The sequence below is a fragment of the Providencia sp. PROV004 genome, from assembly GCF_011045615.1.
Taxonomy (GTDB): Bacteria; Pseudomonadota; Gammaproteobacteria; order Enterobacterales; family Enterobacteriaceae; genus Providencia; species Providencia rettgeri.
The window spans coordinates 1,256,921-1,273,150 of record NZ_CP042859.1; the positions used below are offsets into that span (position 1 = coordinate 1,256,921).

Annotated in this window: 15 protein-coding genes; 4 read left to right on the plus strand and 11 right to left on the minus strand. The window is 43.4% G+C overall.

From position 1 onward, the window contains the following. Nucleotides 1–80: 80 nt before the first annotated feature. Complete coding sequence (locus FVA69_RS05480) at nucleotides 81–1,304, minus strand: MFS transporter (protein ID WP_004913594.1); 1,224 nt, start codon at nucleotides 1,302–1,304, stop codon at nucleotides 81–83. A 258-nt stretch (nucleotides 1,305–1,562) separates the two neighbouring features. Here FVA69_RS05480 and ushA point away from each other — a divergent pair, with 258 nt between their 5' ends. Further along, the gene (gene ushA, locus FVA69_RS05485) at nucleotides 1,563–3,227 is read left to right on the plus strand and encodes a bifunctional UDP-sugar hydrolase/5'-nucleotidase UshA (protein ID WP_004913593.1); all 1,665 of its coding nucleotides are present in this window, start codon (nucleotides 1,563–1,565) and stop codon (nucleotides 3,225–3,227) included. A gap of 60 nt (nucleotides 3,228–3,287) precedes the next feature. Here the strand turns inward: ushA and FVA69_RS05490 are convergent, their stop codons facing one another. The 5 genes from FVA69_RS05490 to copA all read right to left on the minus strand — a co-directional run bounded on the left by FVA69_RS05490 (nucleotide 3,288) and on the right by copA (nucleotide 8,751). Continuing rightward, nucleotides 3,288–3,617, minus strand: coding sequence for a hypothetical protein (locus tag FVA69_RS05490; protein ID WP_071524548.1), 330 nt, complete (start codon nucleotides 3,615–3,617; stop codon nucleotides 3,288–3,290). Further along, nucleotides 3,589–4,062, minus strand: coding sequence for a Cys-tRNA(Pro)/Cys-tRNA(Cys) deacylase YbaK (gene ybaK / locus FVA69_RS05495; protein ID WP_004913586.1), 474 nt, complete (start codon nucleotides 4,060–4,062; stop codon nucleotides 3,589–3,591). The genes FVA69_RS05490 and ybaK overlap by 29 nt, the downstream gene beginning before the upstream one ends. A gap of 21 nt (nucleotides 4,063–4,083) precedes the next feature. Further along, entirely contained in the window at nucleotides 4,084–4,887 is an 804-nt protein-coding gene (locus tag FVA69_RS05500; protein ID WP_004913582.1) for a TraB/GumN family protein, read from the minus strand. Nucleotides 4,888–5,043: 156 nt separating this feature from the next. Further along, complete coding sequence (locus tag FVA69_RS05505; RefSeq protein ID WP_004913580.1) at nucleotides 5,044–5,625, minus strand: HdeD family acid-resistance protein; 582 nt, start codon at nucleotides 5,623–5,625, stop codon at nucleotides 5,044–5,046. Between the two features lie 192 nt (nucleotides 5,626–5,817). Continuing rightward, entirely contained in the window at nucleotides 5,818–8,751 is a 2,934-nt protein-coding gene (copA, locus tag FVA69_RS05510) for a copper-exporting P-type ATPase CopA (RefSeq protein WP_202983395.1), read from the minus strand. 119 nt (nucleotides 8,752–8,870) lie between these two features. On the opposite strand from copA, the gene cueR reads away from it, so the two are divergent. Next, nucleotides 8,871–9,281 carry a Cu(I)-responsive transcriptional regulator gene (gene cueR / locus FVA69_RS05515; protein WP_123382358.1) on the plus strand — a complete coding sequence of 137 codons (411 nt, stop codon included), beginning with the start codon at nucleotides 8,871–8,873 and terminating at the stop codon, nucleotides 9,279–9,281. Here cueR and FVA69_RS05520 read toward each other — a convergent pair. The 5 genes from FVA69_RS05520 to tesA form a co-directional block, all read right to left on the minus strand. Next, nucleotides 9,235–9,714: an NfeD family protein gene (locus FVA69_RS05520; protein WP_004913573.1), complete on the minus strand. Its 480-nt coding sequence runs from the start codon at nucleotides 9,712–9,714 to the stop codon at nucleotides 9,235–9,237. The genes cueR and FVA69_RS05520 overlap by 47 nt on opposite strands. After that, the gene (locus FVA69_RS05525) at nucleotides 9,711–10,655 is read right to left on the minus strand and encodes an SPFH domain-containing protein (protein WP_109912071.1); all 945 of its coding nucleotides are present in this window, start codon (nucleotides 10,653–10,655) and stop codon (nucleotides 9,711–9,713) included. Before FVA69_RS05525 ends, FVA69_RS05520 begins: the two co-directional genes overlap by 4 nt. Nucleotides 10,656–10,668: 13 nt before the next feature. After that, nucleotides 10,669–11,526 carry a co-chaperone YbbN gene (locus FVA69_RS05530; RefSeq protein WP_164528512.1) on the minus strand — a complete coding sequence of 286 codons (858 nt, stop codon included), beginning with the start codon at nucleotides 11,524–11,526 and terminating at the stop codon, nucleotides 10,669–10,671. A gap of 75 nt (nucleotides 11,527–11,601) precedes the next feature. Continuing rightward, nucleotides 11,602–12,405: an SDR family oxidoreductase gene (locus tag FVA69_RS05535; protein WP_109912072.1), complete on the minus strand. Its 804-nt coding sequence runs from the start codon at nucleotides 12,403–12,405 to the stop codon at nucleotides 11,602–11,604. Nucleotides 12,406–12,483: 78 nt separating this feature from the next. Further along, nucleotides 12,484–13,125, minus strand: coding sequence for a multifunctional acyl-CoA thioesterase I/protease I/lysophospholipase L1 (gene tesA / locus FVA69_RS05540; RefSeq protein WP_042851644.1), 642 nt, complete (start codon nucleotides 13,123–13,125; stop codon nucleotides 12,484–12,486). Here tesA and ybbA point away from each other — a divergent pair. Next, complete coding sequence (ybbA, locus tag FVA69_RS05545) at nucleotides 13,093–13,779, plus strand: putative ABC transporter ATP-binding protein YbbA (RefSeq protein WP_004913560.1); 687 nt, start codon at nucleotides 13,093–13,095, stop codon at nucleotides 13,777–13,779. The two genes, tesA and ybbA, sit on opposite strands and share 33 nt — an antisense overlap. Then, complete coding sequence (gene ybbP / locus FVA69_RS05550; RefSeq protein ID WP_164528513.1) at nucleotides 13,776–16,223, plus strand: putative ABC transporter permease subunit YbbP; 2,448 nt, start codon at nucleotides 13,776–13,778, stop codon at nucleotides 16,221–16,223. The genes ybbA and ybbP overlap by 4 nt, the downstream gene beginning before the upstream one ends. Nucleotides 16,224–16,230 lie beyond the last annotated feature (7 nt).

Below are 16,230 nucleotides of genomic sequence, written 5' to 3' on the forward strand. Positions count from 1 at the left end.
TATCTGAAATTTATCGAGATTATGGAAGGAAAGACCCATACTTATTTTTAGGTAAGTATAGGTAAAATAAGAAAATAAATCTATTTGTTACCAATATTTGGTAGCAATACTGTAAAAATCCCAAGTAATGGTAAGAAAGCACAATAATGATAAACTTGTTCAATACTGGTCTGGTCTGCGATATGGCCTAAAACTGCCGCACCAACACCTCCCATACCGAATGCTAATCCAAAGAACAACCCTGATACCATGCCGGTTTTACCGGGGATCAGCTCTTGTGCGTAGACTAAAATAGCCGAAAATGCGGAGGCTAAAATCATACCAATGATGACGGTAAGTACCCCAGTCCAATAGAGGGATGCATAGGGTAAAATTAAGGTAAATGGTGCAACTCCAAGGATTGAGAACCAAATAACGTATTTACGCCCTATTTTGTCGCCTATTGGCCCGCCAATCATAGTACCAGCGGCTACGGCAAATAAGAAAACAAACAAATGAATTTGCGCATTTTGCACAGAAACACCGAACTTATCGATCAAATAAAAGGTGTAATAGCTGCTGATGCTCGCCAAATAAAAGTATTTTGAAAAAATCAGAATTAACAGTACCGCCAAAGAGCCAATAATTGTCTTTCGTGGTAAGACTTTAACATTCCCTGAATTGAGTGGTTTCTTACTTGCAGCGCGGTGTTGTTGTTTGTACCAGCTGCTAACTTGCAATAAAATAACAATCGCAAGCAGGGCTGCAAGCGAGAACCAACCAATGTTGCCTTTTCCGTATGGTTCAATAATCAGTGCTGCAAGTAGTGGCCCAAGGGAGGCACCTAAGTTACCACCGACTTGGAAAAAGGATTGCGCCAGACCATGACGACCGCCTGAAGCCATACGCGCCACACGAGAAGATTCAGGATGGAAGACAGAAGAACCGGTTCCAACCAATGCGGCTGCAAGTAATATGGTCGGGAAAGTTTCTGCCATCGCTAACAAGATTAGCCCCGTTAGCGTGAAGCTCATTCCTATTGGCAAGGAATAAGGTTGTGGATGTTTGTCCGTATAGTAGCCAATAATCGGTTGTAACAGTGATGCAGTAATCTGATAAGTAAGGGTTATCATCCCGATTTGGGCAAAACTCAGTGAAAAATCAGATTGTAATAAAGGATAAATCGCTAAGATTAGTGACTGGATCATATCATTAAGTAAATGAGAGACACTGATCGCGGTTAGGATACTAAAGACCGTTTTCCCTGTTTTATTTAATGGCTTTGACGGGCTTGGGTTGTTGGGTGTTGTGGTTTGCTCACTCATGTCATTATCAACTTTATGTGTTACATAATTGTTATCAATATAACTGAAATACAATTTATTTAAATAAATAAATAAATCACGTGAATAACTAGTGTTCGTAAATTATTTGATGGCGATCTCATTTTTATGAAACGAATTTCTTATTCTGCAATAGGTATCAAATCCTGCTCATATTTTTATGCTATAAGACAGCAGGTAGTGACAAACTATAATCTAATATGACTGTATAAAAATTCCTATACCAGCAGGGAGAAATGTATGAAGTTTGCATTTAAGGCATGCGCATTAACGGTATCGTTAGCGTTAATACCCGCAACTATGGCAAATGCGTGGGAAAAAGACAAAACATACAATATTACCATTTTGCATACCAATGACCATCACGGCCACTTCTGGCATAACGACCATGGTGAATATGGTTTAGCGGCGCAAAAAACGGTAGTTGATGAAATTCGTGACGAAGTCGCTAAACAAGGCGGCAGTGTTTTACTGCTCTCTGGTGGTGATATTAATACCGGTGTACCAGAGTCTGATTTACAAGATGCAGAACCCGATTTTAAAGGAATGAACTTAGTCGGTTACGATGCAATGGCATTAGGGAACCACGAGTTTGATAACCCACTTGAGACGTTGCGTCAGCAAGAAAAATGGGCAACTTTTCCGTTTTTATCTGCCAATATTTATCAAAGCAGCACAGGTAAACGCCTTTTCAAACCTTACCAAATCTTTGATAAACAAGGTGTGAAAATTGCTGTTATGGGGCTGACAACCGACGACACAGTGCGTATCGGTAACCCTGCCAATTTCCCTGATGTCGAATTCCGTGTGCCTGCGGACGAAGCCAAAAAAGTGGTTGAAGAGCTTCGCGCAACAGAAAAACCAGACATTATCATCGCAGCAACTCATATGGGGCACTATGATGATGGTAATCATGGTTCAAATGCTCCGGGCGATGTAGAAATGGCGCGCAGCTTACCTGCTGGCTATTTAGATATGATAGTGGGTGGTCACTCACAAGACCCTGTTTGTATGTCTCAAGAAAAGAAAAACTACAAACAAGAGGATTATGTACCAGGTACACCGTGTGCGCCAGATAACCAAAATGGAACTTGGATTGTGCAAGCCCATGAATGGGGTAAATATGTTGGTCGTGCAGATTTTGAATTTAAAAATGGCAAGTTTACGCTGAAACACTACCAGTTAATCCCAATTAACTTGAAGAAAAAAGTGACAAAAGAAGATGGGACTAGCGAGCGTGTTTATTATACGCAAGAAATTGCTCATAACCCTGACATGATGAAATTATTGACACCTTATCAAGAAAAAGGTGACAAGCAATTGAGTGTTAAAGTGGGCTCAGTTGAAGGTAAACTTGAAGGTGATCGCAGTAAAGTGCGTTTTGTGCAAACAAATATGGGGCACCTTCTGTTAGCCGCACAAAAAGAACGCGCAGGGGCTGATTTTGCGATTATGAGCGGCGGCGGTGTTCGTGACTCTATCGAAAGTGGCGATATCACTTATAAAGATGTGCTCAAGGTTCAGCCGTTTGCTAATGAGTTAGTTTATGTCGATTTCAAAGGGGATGAAGTTATCCCATACCTGACCGCAGTTGCGAATATGAAACCGGATGCAGGTGCGTATGGCCAGTTCTACAACGTGAACTTAACGCTGAATAAAGATGGCACGATTAGTGATGTCAAAATTGATGGTAAGCCTGTTGACCCAGCCAAAACTTATCGTATGGCAACGTTGAATTTCAATGCGATTGGTGGTGACGGTTACCCGAAAATTGACAACCATCCTAACTACGTTAATACCGGCTTTGTCGATGCGGAAGTGCTCAAAGGGTATATTGAAAAACATTCCCCGCTGAAAGCGGCAGATTATGAACCAAAAGGTGAGATTATTTATAATAATAAATAATTAAATCATTATTACCTTGAAAGCCTCACCGCTCGCGGTGGGGCTTTTTATCGTCATTATTTAGAGCAAAAAAGCATGAGCGACTAAATGAGGGCCTTCATAAATATCAAATGAATGATAATGTAATAAATATTCATGAGGCGCATGATCAACAAGAAAACGCACAGTTCCTCGGCTTATTTGTCGATTATGGCTATTGCGTAAATGAAACGCTAGCTGGAATATCACACTCCAAGATTCATCGGGTTTGAGGCTGAAACGAGCAACAGCATAATAAGTCCCAATTGCTGGCGGCTGTTGCCTACCACCTTCTTGAGACGATAACCATTCAATCGTCGCTGCGACTGTCACGGGTTTAATATCATTTACGTATTTCAGCGAAGGTTGCATTCAGTACTTTGGCGAGATCGTTAGGAGCAAGTTCAATATCTAAACCACGTTTTCCACCTGAAACGAACATACTGGCATATTGCTGAGCTTGGTCGTCAATGACTGTTGGTAAGCGCTTTTTTTGACCTAATGGGCTAATGCCCCCAAGCAAATACCCCGTTGTTTTTTGAGCGATTTGTGGGTCTGCCATTTCAACTTTTTTGACTTTAAACACTTTAGCAACCAGTTTTAAATCTAGTTGCCCTGAAACAGGTGTTACGGCCACGGCTAATGTTTTTTGATCGCCATTGAGTGCGACTAATAAGGTTTTAAACACTTGCTTGGCATCTAACCCAAGTTTTCGTACTGCTTCATCACCAAAGTTACTTTCATTTGGGTCGTGATCGTAGGGGTGTAATGTGAAGGAAATTTTTTGTTTTTCGAGTAATTTTACGGCTGGGGTCATTTTGAGCCTTCTATTTATAACTTAGTTTCGCAAATATTCTACCAGACTATTTTCACCAAACAGGTGTAACGCACCAACGGCGACCACATAGTTACCATCAGGGAGTGATCTAAGCTGCTCGTTCCAATTCGCATTTCGTTGCTTCATCAATACCTGATAAATGTCTTCGCTAAAGGTATTGGGTAAAGCGGTACGATTATTGGGTTGGTAGTCTAACCACCAGCCTATCATCGTTTGTAGCGAGCGCGCGTTTGCACGCCAGTGGTTCAGCGAGTCTTGTAATAACGCTAACCCATTATTAGGCAAAGAAAGCAGCAATTCAACTTGAGAGGCAGTGCCCTCTAGTTCAATAATTGGTTTGAGTTGTGATTGCGCATTACGGATAAGTTGGTAGTCAATGCCATAGTGGCCTCTTAGCCCGAGTTCTTGGGCTTGGGTCGCTTGCAAAATCAGGGCAATTTGCCATGAGGGTAAGGTATCAAAACGCTCGGGGGATTGGCGGAGCTCTAAACAATATTGTTGAAAAAGGTGATATTCATCGCGAGTTAGCCGTTGTTCAACAGGAAGAAGCTCAGCGATATCATCGCTAGGAAATGGAGAGTGGGTTTCAGTGATATCCGCCTCAACAATCAAGGCATCTGCGAGATTAAGTTTGTCTAATAATGTGGCAGACAAAGGAAACATCGTTTCTGTTCCCATGTGAATGCTACCCACAATGTGCAATTTCAGTTTTTTTGATAGCCGAATATCAACAGCAGGGTAAGGGTAAACCGGAGCAGTTTCTGTATGAAGCCAATTCTTTAAATTTTCAAACAAGTTACCCACGATTTCGTTCCTGCGTTATTTCTCATTTTCTTAGGGTAAACAATCTTACCGCAATTTGCGAATGCTCATCGTCGATTACGCATTTTTTAGCCGATTGGTGTCATCGTGGAGGTGAAATAATGTAAAAAAATGCCCCTATTAAGGGGCATGATAGGATTAATTATTTTTACTAATACCTTTAAATACACTGAGCAACGTGAATAAACTAAAAGAACTAAACACCATTTCGATGCCAATTAGGGTTGTCAGTAAAGTAATTGATGTAATTGGGCCATTACCGATGAGTAAATAAGCAATGAAGAAATCTAACAGCCCGATGATGATTTGTAACCAGCCGCCGGCTGAGCTAATTTGTTGGAAGCCGACATATAACCGAATAACCCCACCGATGATAAATAAAGCCGCCACTAAAATAGCCAACGCGACTAGGCTCTGCAACGGGTCTTTAATGAAAGAGTAGCCGACAATAATATAAATAAGACCAATGATAAAACCAAACAGTCGAGACCAACCGGTATAGATCACGGTACTTAGAATGCTCACAATCGCGCCAACGCCACCAATAATCAGGAGCACACCCAGTACGGTACTGACAGCGATACCCGATATCATTGGGTTGATGATACAAAAAATTCCGCCCGCTAATAATAAAATGGATAATATCACCAAAAATGTACGTTGTTTTTTAAACTCTTCACCCGCAAGTTTGGCAAGTTTTTCACGATCAATATTAAGCATTTTGCTCTCCAAATATGAAATAACTAACTATTTACTAGTATAGACTTAGCTTGATATTAATGACATATAAGATAATACAATTTTTACTTAGTATTAGTATGAAAATGAAGTGTTGTAGAGAGAAGGTTTAGAGATGAACAATATCAATCATTAAAAAGTGGGAAGAACATCAGTTCCTCCCACTTTAAGCTATTATTTTTCAGGTTTAAAGCGTAGTAAACGGTTTGCGTTACTGACTACTGTAATCGATGATAATGCCATTGCTGCACCTGCAACGACAGGGTTTAGTAATGTTCCCGTTATTGGGTACAAAATACCAGCGGCAATCGGGATACCTAACGTATTATAAATAAAGGCACCAAATAGGTTTTGCTTCATATTACGCAGTGTTCCTTTTGAAATAGACACCGCATCGGCAACACCATGTAAGCTTTGGCGCATTAGGGTAATGGATGCAGTTTCAATCGCGATATCACTGCCGCCACCCATCGCAATACCAACGTCAGCTCGGGCTAGAGCAGGGGCATCATTGATGCCATCACCCACCATTGCAACTTTGTGCCCTTTGGCTTGCAAGGCTTCAATTGCGGCGGATTTACCGTCTGGCATAACGCCTGCAATCACTTCATCAATACCCGCTTCTTTGGCTATCGCGTTAGCTGTTACTGGGTTATCCCCGGTTAACATGACTAAACGGAAACCTTGTTTGTGCAACCGCGCCAGCGCACTTATGCTGTCTTCTCGTAATGGGTCACGGATAGATAACAGCGCGGCAACTTTACCATCAACAGCCAGTAAGACGGGAGTGACACCTTGAGTGGCTTGTTGGTGTAGTGTTTCTTCAATATCACGGGTATCAACATTATTTTGTGCTAACAGTTTTTGGTTACCTAATAAAATAGTTTTTCCATCAATTATTGCACTAATACCTAACCCTGCTAAGGTTCTAAACTGCTGATTAGCGGGCAGTGTTAAGCCTTTTGCGCGATTTAAAACAGCGCGAGCCAGTGGGTGATTAGAACCATTTTCTAATGAAGCGGCAAACTGTAAGGCGGTGTCTTGTTCGAACCCATTAAATACATGGATATCCGTAACTTGTGGCATACCTTCAGTCAATGTACCTGTTTTATCAAAGACAATGGTGTCTAACTCACTTGCTTGCTGTAATGCATCCGCATCGCGCACTAATACGCCAAACTCAGCCGCTCGGCCCACGCCAGAAATAATCGACATTGGCGTTGCAAGGCCTAGCGCACAAGGACACGCAATGATTAATACCGTTGTGGTAATAACGAGTGCGTAAGTAATTTGTGGTGCAGGCCCAATAAAGTACCAAATTGCACCTGAAATTAAGGCAATAGCCACAACGACCGGTACAAACACAGCAGAAATACGGTCAGCAAGCTGGCCAATTTGTGGTTTACTACTTTGTGCTTGGCGAACAAGGTGAATAATGCGCGCTAAAGTCGTTTGGCTGCCGACAGCAGCGGCACGAAATAGTACGGTACCATCTTGTACAACAGTTCCCGCATGGACTTGATCCCCTTTGCTTTTTTGCTGAGGGATCGGTTCACCCGTTAGCATGGCTTCGTCTAACCAAACCTCGCCTTCGATAATTTCACCATCAACAGGGACACGGTCACCCGTTGCTAAGCGTAAAACCATTCCTTTTTTGACTTGCTCCAGCGGCATATCCACTTCGCCTTGTTCTGTGACAACACGGGCCGTTGGCGGCGTCAGGTCTAGCAAGCGTTCAAGGGCTTTGGATGAGCGTTGGCGAGCTCGTTGTTCTAAGGCATGACCTAGGTTAATAAGACCGATGATCATGGCACTGGCTTCATAATAAAGGTGTCTGGCTTGGTCTGGGAACCATTCAGGCCAAATATTGACTACAATAGAATAGAGCCAAGCCGCCCCTGTTCCTAGCGCGACTAAGGTGTCCATGGTCGCACTGCCATTTTTTAGGCTTTGCCATGCATTTCGATAAAAGTGCCCACCTGCAAATATCATGACCGCAAGGGTTAATACACCAATGGTGAGCCAAATGGTATGGTTTTGCTCAGTCAGCACCATGTTATCGCCCATCATCCCCCACACCATCACAGGGATACCAAGGGCAAGTGCTAATGCTGATTGCCAGCGGAAGCGGCGCATATTGGCTTGCGCGACCTCCTGTTGGCGCTCTCGGCGTTTAGCTTCATCTTGAATGATTTCCGCGCCATAACCTGCTTTAACAACCGCGGCGATTAAATCATTCGGCTCAGCAGTTCCGGTGACTAAAGCACTGCGCTCAGCTAAGTTGACACGTGCATTTTCAACGCCTGGTACGCTATTTAAGGCTTTTTGGACTTTGTTGACACAACTGGCACAGGTCATGCCATCAAGCAGTAACTGCACACTGTCATCCATTGGGCTAATTTCAGGTTGTTCACCTAAATCAGACTCTTGTGCCGGGATCTCACAGATTGCCGCTGAATCAGCTTCCGGCTGTTCAGTTGTGGTACTCAGCGGCTCAGTTTTTGGGTGAGATTCACCCACAGTTGCTTGGTAGCCAGCGGCTTGAACCGCAGCAATTAGGGATTCTGCGGATGCCGTACCTTGGACAACAGCGGTTTGGGTATCGACAGTTGCACTTTGAACACCATCGACTGCTTCTAGTGCTTGCTGTGTTTTAGCGGCACATTTCATGCAACTTAGACCCGAAAGGGCTAAAGTGATCGCTTTTGTTTGAGCTAGTTCTGCGTTGTAACCCGCTTGTTGAACAGCGGCGATTAACGCTTGTGCATCAGCAGAACCGTATACTTTGGCGCTGGTGGTATCGACAACGGCAGCAGCAACGCCATCAACCTCTTCGAGTGCTTTTTGTGTTTTACCTGCACATTTCATACAATTGAGGCCAGAAAGCTGTAACTCGATATCAGGGGTTGTAGCCACTTCAGCTTCATAACCTGCGTCAACGATGGTTTTAATTAAGTCAGCCACATTGGCATCACTTTCCATTACGGCATAATCGATAGTGACTTTTAAGTTAGTGACATCACCGCGCCCTTCGAGCGCTTTAGTGACTGAGCCGACACAGTGCATGCAGCTTAGCCCCTGTAATTTTAAAATAATCATGTTACTCATTTTGCAGCCTCCAAAACCCGTTTGATGTATTGGGTCTATAACTTTATCTACAATTAGGTCTATAATTCGACAATGAACAAAGGTTACACCTTCCAGCAAGGTTAAGGTCAAGAGGAATTATGAATATTAGTGAAATTGCCAAAAAAACGGGGCTAACTGCAAAAGCTATTCGTTTTTATGAAGACAAAGGGCTAATTACACCACCTGAAAGAGGGGAAAATAGCTACCGTTATTATCAGGAGTGCCATCTAAACGAACTCGTATTGCTAAAACAGGCAAAAGATGTGGGTTTTACCTTGGATGAATGTGGCGAACTATTAGGTTTATTTCGCAACCCAATCCGACATAGTGCTGATGTAAAGGCGACAACGATAGCTAAGATAAATGAAATAGAGCAGACAATCGTTAAATTGTCTGCCATTCGAGATACATTACAAGAGCTCGTGGACGTATGCCCTGGGGATGATGGCGCAGATTGCCCGATTATTGACCACTTGGCACGTGGGTGTTGTCATCATGAGAAGGTTTAACCTGCAAGGTGATACCGTCTACTGCGATGACCACCACTTCTGTGTTGGCGCTTAATGGCGTGTCGCTATACACGCGCCAACTACCATCTGCAAGGCGTACTCGGCTAAAGCCTTCTTCGGTATCTGACAACAAACGGCCTTTCACACCAATCAGTTGATGACTGATTTGATTGACGTTATCTGCCTTATTTTTTTGCTTGTTCCTCAACCAGTTGCGCCATAACACAGCAGAGACAACGGTAAAAATGGCAAACAAGATCCCTTGCCACTCCCAACCGATGAATGGCAGAGCCCAAACGATAACCCCAACAAGCACCGCAGCAATACCCGACCATAAAAGATAGCCTGCGGTACCAAGAAGTTCACCAATCAGCAATAGCCCACCAAGACACAGCCAAAACCATGCGGGTTGAGCACTGATAAGCTCTATCATTCTTTTACCTGTTTTTTTATGGCACCGGTTTTCTTGCTTTCACCGATTAGCTCAGTAATTCCACCAATTGCGCCCATTAAGTTACTGGCTTCTAATGGCATCATGATGACTTTGCTGTTTTCGGCAGAACCAATACTGGTCAGTGCATCGGTGTATTTTTGCGCCACAAAGTAGTTAATCGCCTGCATATCACCAGCGGCAATCGCTTCAGATACCATTTGTGTTGCTTTTGCTTCCGCTTCCGCAGCTCTTTCGCGTGCTTCGGCTTGTAAAAATGCGGATTGGCGTTCACCTTCAGCTTTGAGAATTTGTGACTGTTTTTCACCTTCAGCTTTTAAAATTGCTGCTTGGCGGATACCTTCAGCCTCAAGAATATCAGCCCGTTTGGTACGTTCAGCTTTCATCTGCGCATTCATCGCACTAATTAATTCTTTTGGTGGCTTCACATCACGAATTTCGATACGGGTAATTTTGACACCCCAAGGGTTAGTTGCCTCATCCACCACGTGTAATAAACGGCTATTAATGGAATCACGTTGCGACAACATTTCGTCTAGTTCCATGGAACCTAATACGGTACGAATATTCGTCATGGTTAAATTTAGTACGGAAAGCTCAAGGTTGCTGACTTCATAGGCCGCACGTACTGGGTCAACGACTTGAATAAAGCAGACCGCATCAATAGTGACGTTGGCATTATCGCGAGAAATAACTTCTTGGGATGGGATATCAAGGACTTGTTCCATCATATTGATACGACGGCCAATTTTGTCCATAAATGGCACAATAATATGCAAGCCTGGTTGTAACGTACGGGTATAGCGACCGAAGCGCTCAACTGTCCATTGAAAGCCTTGCGGTACTGTTTTAACACAGGTAAAAACAATAACGACAGCGACAAAAATGATAATCGGTATTGCACCAAAGGCGAACAAGTCCATATTTAACCCTTAATTAGTAAAGTAATGAATATACTTGGCGACGGTATTTACTGGCAATGGCATCACCGGTTCCCATGGCAGACATAATGTCCATCATAGTTTTTCTCACTGCGCCGTCACCTGCACCCAAGTCGGTACGTAAAAAGCCGAATAACATTTCCAGCGCTTCTTCGTTGCGGTTCACTTCATGCAGTTTTAGGGCTAATTGAACAGCTAACGTTGTATTTTGCGGATCTTGATTGAATTCATCTTGCAATTGCTGAATTTCAGGGGTGTCCGCAGCTTGTTTTAATAATTCAATTTGTGCGATTAAACCTTGGTAGCGGCTGTCTTTATCCTGTAATGGGACTGCTTCTAAGGTAGCTTGTGCGTCATCAACAAGATTTAAACCGATTTGGGTTTCTGCCAACAATAATGTGATTTCGCTATTTTTTGGGTTCAGCTGATGCGCTTCTTTTAACAATGGTAGCGCTTCTTGTGTTTTACCTTCTGCTATTAATTCAGCGGCTTGTGCTGCTTTCATTTCTTCTGGGCTTGGCAGCACGCGAGATAAAATTTCCAGTACGACCTCTTCGGGTTGTGGCCCTTCAAAGCCATCAACAGGACGACCATTTTGCAACACATACAGGGTAGGGATCGCTTTTAAGCCAAACTGACTGGCGATCATTTGTTCTTCATCACAATTAACTTTAGCTAAAATAAATGACCCTGCGTAGTCGTTGGCAATTTTTTCCAACATAGTACCGAAATCTTGGCAATGAGGGCTACGCGGTGACCAAAAGTAAAACATGACAGGTAAGTTCATTGATTGTTCAATGATTTGGTGTAGGTTGGTTTCGTTAATATCAATTATCTGAGCGTTAGCAAACATAAGAAGTCTCTTTTGAATTTGTTATCAATAGAATTTTTGGGCGATGGTAATAAAATGGGGCTGATTTTGCTTTTTTCAAGCTTTTTCCCCCTGATTTGCCAGTATTTTATCCATTATTTTGTCAGGTAAAATACGCTTTAAGATACGCACAGCGACAGTTAATAACGTGACAGAATAGCGTACTTTTGGGCGCGGGCTTTCTAACGCATGGATCAATTTTTCTACCACATGTTCCGGTGTTAAGGTAAAACGTGAGGCAATACCTGGGTTTTTAACAGGCTTATCTTTTTGAGTTTGTTCAACATTTTGAGTAAATGCTGTATGAATAGGGCCGGGCTCAATTAAGCTTACTTTTACCCCCGTTCCTGCCAACTCTAGGCGTAAGGCATCAGACCATGCTTCCAGTGCGTATTTACTGGCTGCATAAGCGCCACGGCCGGGGGTTGAAATCACCCCCATTACCGAACTGGTTTGGATAATTCGGCCTTCATGGTGCGCGCTCATGGCGGGTAATAGCAAAAAAGTTAACTGGTGAACACCAAAAAAATTAGTGGAAAATTGTGCTTCGAGTTGCTCGCGGCTGACGCTATTTAATGGCCCATACACCCCAAAACCGGCGTTGTTGAATAACCCGTAAAGGCGATGATTACAGAGTGTTAGCACCGTTTGAGCCGCTGTTTCTATGCTATCTTTATCATCGAGGTCAAGGGAGACGGTGTCATAACCCTGTTCTTTCAGGCGCAAAATATCACTTTCTTTACGGCAGGCAACAATAACATGGTAGCCACGCTGGCGAAGTGTTTGTGCAGCACAAAAGCCAATACCGCTTGAAGCACCTGTGACTAGGACTGATTTTTTGTTTCGTGCTGATGTTTGCATAACTTTACCTTGGTTTCATGCAACTGAATCTATTTCGGGTATAAAAGAGCGTTTTAATCCCCTTGTTTAACGTCTGTTTTATTGACTAGACGGTAAAATATGTTCAGAAAGTTGTTTTTCCATAAAATCAGCAATGGATGGCTGGGCTTCAACCGTCGGGTGAATACCGTCTTGTTGTATCCATTCAGGCTTAGTTATCACGGTTTCCATATAAAATGGCAGTAATGGAATTTGATTACTTTGCGCCAATTTCGGATAGACTTTTTCGAAACTTGTCGTATAACGTTTTCCATAGTTAGGTGGAATACGAATTTGCATTAAGAGCGGTTTCGCACCGGATTGCACGATTTGCTTAATAATCTGTTGTAAATTAGCTTCAAGTTGTTCTACTGGGAGACCTTGTAAGCCGTCATTTGCACCTAACTCAATCAATACCCAGTTAGGTTTGTTTTGTTCGAGTAACATGGAAAGGCGTTCTAACCCCTGCGCAGAGGTATTCCCACTAATACTACCGTTAATAATAGCAACGGGTGGGGAAAGTTTCTGCCAACGTTCGGCAAGCAAAGAGGCCCAAGCCTGCTCAGCCGGTAGACGGTAGCCTGCACTTAGGCTATCACCTAAGATTAATAGCTTAGTTGACGCAAGTGCGTGCCCACTTGCAGTCAGTAACAGGAGAAATACCAATATATGTCGGCGAATAATATTCTTGAAGTTCATCATCTCATTAAACGTGTTGGCCAAGGTGAACATGAACTGACTATATTGCAAGGTGTTGAGCTAATTGTCGAGTCCGGGCAAACAATTGCTTTAATTGGGGAGTCTGGTTCGGGGAAATCAACCTTGTTAGGGATTATCGCGGGGTTGGATGACGGCTCCAGTGGAACGGTTAATTTATTAGGCCAAGACCTCACTAAAATGGACGAAGAGCAACGGGCACGTTTACGGGCACAAAGTGTCGGTTTTGTGTTCCAATCTTTTATGTTAATCCCAACCTTAAATGCCATTGAAAATGTGCAACTTCCTTCTTTGCTACGTGGCGAATCTGAGTCTGAAAGTTATCAACACGCGGCGAGTTTACTGACTGATTTAGGCTTAAAAGATCGCTTAAAACACATGCCACCACAGTTGTCAGGGGGGGAACAACAACGCGTTGCACTTGCTCGAGCTTTTAATGGCCGCCCTCAGATTTTATTTGCTGATGAACCAACGGGTAACCTCGATCGCCATACAGGGGATAAAATTGCAGATTTATTATTTGCGATGAACAAAGAGCATGGAACAACCTTGATTTTGGTTACTCACGATAACGAGCTAGCTGCGCGTTGCCAACGTCGTTTGCGTTTGGTTGATGGGCAGTTGAGGGAAGAAGCATGATTTGGCGTTGGTTTTGGCGTGAATGGAAAACACCCTCGTTATTGATTGTTTGGCTTGCGCTTACTCTTGCAGTTGCCTGTGTATTGGCTTTAGGGCGAATTAGCGATCGCATTGAAAATAGCATGAGCTACCAAAGCCGTGAGTTGTTAGCGGGGGATTTAGTTTTACGCTCTTCTCATCCAAGCGACCCTATATGGTTACAAGAAGCCCAAAAAGAGGGCTTAGCGCTCAGCCAACAAATATCATTTTCTACCATGGCTTATGCGACAGAAGATGAAGACGCTCGGCCACAATTGGTGTTAGTGAAAGCTGCAGATAAGGCATATCCATTATATGGCGAGCTTATCACTGAACCCGCTGGGTTAACCCCGACAAAAGGGAAAATATTAGTCGCTCCGCGGCTATTAGAATTATTGAACCTCAATGTAGGGGATAACATTGATATCGGAGATGCAACGCTAAAAGTCTCGGGTAAATTAATCCAAGAGCCCGACAGCGGATTTAACCCGTTCCAGATTGCTCCAAGAGTATTAATAGCGATTGAAGATGCGCCACTAACGGGGGCTATTCAAGTAGGCAGCCGATTAACGTATCGCGACATGTTTGCCGGTGATCGTCAGCTGATTGATGCATTTCAACAAAAATATGAGCAAGATCTGCGAAATGATCAACGTTGGTATACATTAAGCGAAGATAACGGCGCAGTAGGGAAAACGTTTCAACGTGCTCAACAATTTTTATTGCTATCAGTGTTATTAACACTGTTGCTAGCCATTGCTGCGGTCGTGGTTTCAATGACGCATTATTGCCGCAGCCGTCATCAACTAATCGCAGTATTAAAAACTCTAGGAGCAGGGCGTAGCGCATTACGTCAGTGGATTATTGGGCAGTGGTTAGTGATTTTAATCGCTGCGGCTTTACTCGGCTCATTATTAGGTTTGGCTTTTGAAGGCATTTTAATGCAAATCTTAGGGGCTATGTTGCCGAAGGAATTGCCACCTGCGAGTTTAATGCCTTGGGTTTGGGCAATCGGTACATTATTCATTATTGCTATTATTGTTGGCAGTCGCCCTTATTACCAACTGATGGCAACCCAGCCTTCAAGGGTATTACGTGAAGATGCCAAATCACCCGTTTGGCCGCTGTATTATTATCTGCCAATTGTTATTTTAATTGTGGTTGGTGGGTTATTTATTTTTGCTGGCGTAAACCCTCTGTTATGGTCAATTTTAGCGGGTATTGTCGTGGTGGCCATTCTACTTGCGCTGATTGGTTGGGTAGGCTTATGGGGGCTACGTCATATTAAGTTTCGCCAATTAAGTTTGCGTTTATCCGTTAGTCGCCTATTGCGCCAGCCGTTACAAACCATCACACAAATGAGTGCATTTTCGCTATCATTTATGTTATTGGCGCTGCTAATTTTAGTACGTGGTGATTTGCTTGATCGCTGGCAGCAACAGTTACCCGCAGATAGCCCGAACTATTTCTTAATTAATATGAACCAGTCACAGCTTGAACCTGTTACCAAGTTATTGGCTGAGTTTGATGTCAAGCCAACAGAGTTCAACCCTGTGGTGTTAGCGCGCTTAACCGATATTAATGACCAGTCAGCGATTGAATGGGCAGATCAACGTGATCCAAATAATAATACGGTGCGACGTGAATTGAGCTTAACTTGGCAATCTGATTTAGCGCCAGCTAATGTGATTGACGAAGGGACATGGCCACCGAAAGCGGGAGAAGTTTCGATCGAACAAACGGTTGTCAAAGAGCTCGGATTGAAATTAGGCGATAAACTAACATTTAACGCAGGGGCTCAGGTCTTTAGTGCAACAGTCAGTAGTATTCGTACGGTTGATTGGGAGAGCCTGCGACCGAACTTCTATTTTATTTTCTCTGAAGAAAGTCTTTCTCAAATGCCGGCCACCTGGCTGAGCAGCTTCCACTATGACGGTGATGGGCAGCTATTGACGCAACTTAGCCGTCATTACCCGACAATTAATGTGCTCGATACTGGCGCAATTATTACCCAAATTCAGCAAATTCTTCAGCAAGTTAGCCAAGCTCTTGAAGTTATGGTGGTACTGGTTATTTTTTGTGGGTTATTGCTACTATTGGCTCAAATTCAAGTGGGGATGAGCCAGCGAGAGCGGGAGCTTGTGGTATATCGAACATTAGGCGCTAGCAAAAAATTAATGCGTAGAACGCTATGGAGCGAATTTGCATTACTTGGCTTAATGGCCGGGCTTGCCGCAGCTTTTGGAGCAGAAATTGCATTGTGGCTGTTGCAAAGTAAAGTGTTTGATTTCCCATGGCAACCTGAATGGCGTATGTGGGTATTATTGCCTTTGTGCGCGGCAATTTTATTGTCTATTTGCGGTGGGTGGTTAGGACTGCGTTTATTAGGGACGGGTAATCAGCACCGTCGTTTACCTAATAGTTAAATACTCG

Excerpts from the sequence above, each read along its gene's own strand:
- FVA69_RS05480 (WP_004913594.1), bottom strand. The coding sequence starts at position 1,304 with ATGAGTGAGCAAACCACAACACCCAACAACCCAAGCCCGTCAAAGCCA.
- ushA (WP_004913593.1), top strand. The coding sequence starts at position 1,563 with ATGAAGTTTGCATTTAAGGCATGCGCATTAACGGTATCGTTAGCGTTA.
- FVA69_RS05490 (WP_071524548.1), bottom strand. The coding sequence starts at position 3,617 with ATGCAACCTTCGCTGAAATACGTAAATGATATTAAACCCGTGACAGTC.
- ybaK (WP_004913586.1), bottom strand. The coding sequence starts at position 4,062 with ATGACCCCAGCCGTAAAATTACTCGAAAAACAAAAAATTTCCTTCACA.
- FVA69_RS05505 (WP_004913580.1), bottom strand. The coding sequence starts at position 5,625 with ATGCTTAATATTGATCGTGAAAAACTTGCCAAACTTGCGGGTGAAGAG.
- copA (WP_202983395.1), bottom strand. The coding sequence starts at position 8,751 with ATGAGTAACATGATTATTTTAAAATTACAGGGGCTAAGCTGCATGCAC.
- cueR (WP_123382358.1), top strand. The coding sequence starts at position 8,871 with ATGAATATTAGTGAAATTGCCAAAAAAACGGGGCTAACTGCAAAAGCT.
- FVA69_RS05520 (WP_004913573.1), bottom strand. The coding sequence starts at position 9,714 with ATGATAGAGCTTATCAGTGCTCAACCCGCATGGTTTTGGCTGTGTCTT.
- FVA69_RS05525 (WP_109912071.1), bottom strand. The coding sequence starts at position 10,655 with ATGGACTTGTTCGCCTTTGGTGCAATACCGATTATCATTTTTGTCGCT.
- FVA69_RS05530 (WP_164528512.1), bottom strand. The coding sequence starts at position 11,526 with ATGTTTGCTAACGCTCAGATAATTGATATTAACGAAACCAACCTACAC.
- FVA69_RS05535 (WP_109912072.1), bottom strand. The coding sequence starts at position 12,405 with ATGCAAACATCAGCACGAAACAAAAAATCAGTCCTAGTCACAGGTGCT.
- ybbA (WP_004913560.1), top strand. The coding sequence starts at position 13,093 with ATGTCGGCGAATAATATTCTTGAAGTTCATCATCTCATTAAACGTGTT.
- tesA (WP_042851644.1), bottom strand. The coding sequence starts at position 13,125 with ATGATGAACTTCAAGAATATTATTCGCCGACATATATTGGTATTTCTC.
- ybbP (WP_164528513.1), top strand. The coding sequence starts at position 13,776 with ATGATTTGGCGTTGGTTTTGGCGTGAATGGAAAACACCCTCGTTATTG.